Below are 2108 nucleotides of genomic sequence, written 5' to 3' on the forward strand. Positions count from 1 at the left end.
AGGCAATATTTTTCTTGTAACCATTGGTATTGCCATGCATTTCATATTCAAGGAAATCCTAAAGCATGACCATAACAAATTTCGTATTCTTCTGACATGGCAAAAGACATCTATTTTTGCCAAAAACTCTAGTCTATGGGGCGGGGGAAGTATTTCTCCATTACGATTAATTCGTAATTATGAGGAATTACAATGAACACAACAGAGCGCAAGCGTGAAAAGCAGCCAGAGGCGATTATCCCTTACGTGCGCCATGTTAACAAGCATATCATTGCGCTGGATTCACGCGCTCTCATGAGCGTTATTAAACTTGAAGGGATTAACTTTGAGACAGCGGATATTATTGATCTCAATGTGCTTCACGAACAACTCAATAATCTTTTTAAAAACATTGCGGATGAACGGATAGCGCTTTATAGCCATATTATCAGAAAGCGTGAAACGATTTATCCGGATGGCACTTTTAGATCGGCATTTGCCAAGCAATTAGATGATAAATATCGCGAGCGGATGGTTTCTCAGGAGCTTTATCGCAATGATCTTTATCTTTCGATTTTGTGGAATCCACACGTTGATCAAACGGATAAATTAGTGGAGTTTTTCAAACGTTTAGGCAAAGCCAAGCAAGAAAAGACAGAAGTTGATACAGAGTCCATTCGCAAGCTTGAAGATATTACAACAGATCTTATTCAAAATTTAGAGCGTTATGGTGCAAAAAGACTGAGCCTTTATGAACATGAAGGTAATATTTATTCGCAGCAAAGTGAGTTTATCCACCAATTGGTGGGAGGTCGTCGTGAACGTATCCCTCTCACATGGGGGACGATAGCTTCGACTGTTTACTCAGACCGTCTTATTTTCGGGAAAGAGATCATAGAAATACGCACTGAGTCAGGACAGAGATTTGCGGGCATGTTTGGTTGGAAAGAATATCCAGCAAAAACCAGGGTAGGCATGGCGGATGGTTTGCTCACCCTTCCCTTTGAATTTATTTTCACCCAATCTTTTGTTTTCAAGAGCAAAAATGCTGCCAAACAGATTATGGGGCGCAAACAAAACCAAATGGTCAATGCAGGAGATCGAGCAGGTTCACAAATTATGGAACTTGATGATGCGCTTGATGATCTTGAATCCAATCGTTTTGTTTTAGGGGAACATCATTTATCATTGGCAGTTTTTGCTGATACGCCGCAAGAATTAGCGGATAATCTTGCCAAAGCGCGTTCTCATCTTACGAATGGTGGGGCTGTCATTGCGCGGGAAGATTTAGGGTTAGCGGCGGCTTGGTGGGCACAATTGCCTGGCAATTATGCTTATCGCACCCGCTCTGGTGCAATAACAAGCCGCAACTATGCAGCGCTTTCTCCTTTTCATTCTTTTCCGGTTGGAAAAATAGATGGCAATGTGTGGGGACCGGCGGTAGCCTTGATGAAAACCTCTGCTGGTTCACCGTTTTATTTTAACTTTCACTTTGGTGATTTAGGCAATACGTTTGTTTGTGGTCCCTCTGGTTCTGGGAAAACGGTTATTGTCAATTTTCTTTTAGCACAACTTCAAAAACATGATCCCAATATGGTCTTTTTTGACAAAGATCGGGGTGCAGAACTTTTTGTCAGAGCGGGTGGCGGCACTTATATGCCCTTGAAGAATGGTAAACCGACAGGCATAGCACCGCTAAAAGGCTTAGACTATAACAATCCAGCAGATAGAGTTTTTTTACGCCAATGGATTATCAAGCTTGTTTCGTCTGAAGATCAAAAGATCAGTGAATCAGAAAGACAAGACATCACAGCGGCTGTTGACCAGCTTGCCTTGTTGCCACAAGAACAACGGACGATCTCCGCCTTACAAATGTTTTTTGACACCACGCACAGGGAGGGGATATCGGGTCGTTTAGAAAGATGGTGTAAAGGCAATGCCTTAGGGTGGGTTTTTGACAATCCTGATGATGACATTGGCATTGATGCAAAATTTATTGGCTATGACATGACGGATTTTTTAGACAATAATGAAATTCGTCCACCCTTGATGATGTATCTTTTTCATAGGATTTTGTCTCTGATTGATGGGCGTCGTATTATCATTGTCATTGATGAGTTTTGGAAAGC

Annotated in this window: 2 protein-coding genes; both read left to right on the forward strand. The window is 41.7% G+C overall.

Translation table 11 applies throughout. The features are described 5' to 3' along the window. A partial coding sequence (locus ACFILT_RS09300) for a VirB3 family type IV secretion system protein (protein ID WP_375679974.1) occupies positions 1–196 on the forward strand: 196 nt, incomplete at its 5' end. Next, positions 193–2108, forward strand: a 1916-nt coding sequence (locus ACFILT_RS09305; protein ID WP_375679975.1) for a VirB4 family type IV secretion/conjugal transfer ATPase, incomplete at its 3' end; no start/stop codon positions are given. The genes ACFILT_RS09300 and ACFILT_RS09305, both read left to right, overlap by 4 nt.

It is taken from the genome of Bartonella sp. AP7XZML (genome assembly GCF_042195745.1).
In the GTDB taxonomy this organism is placed as follows: domain Bacteria; phylum Pseudomonadota; class Alphaproteobacteria; order Rhizobiales; family Rhizobiaceae; genus Bartonella.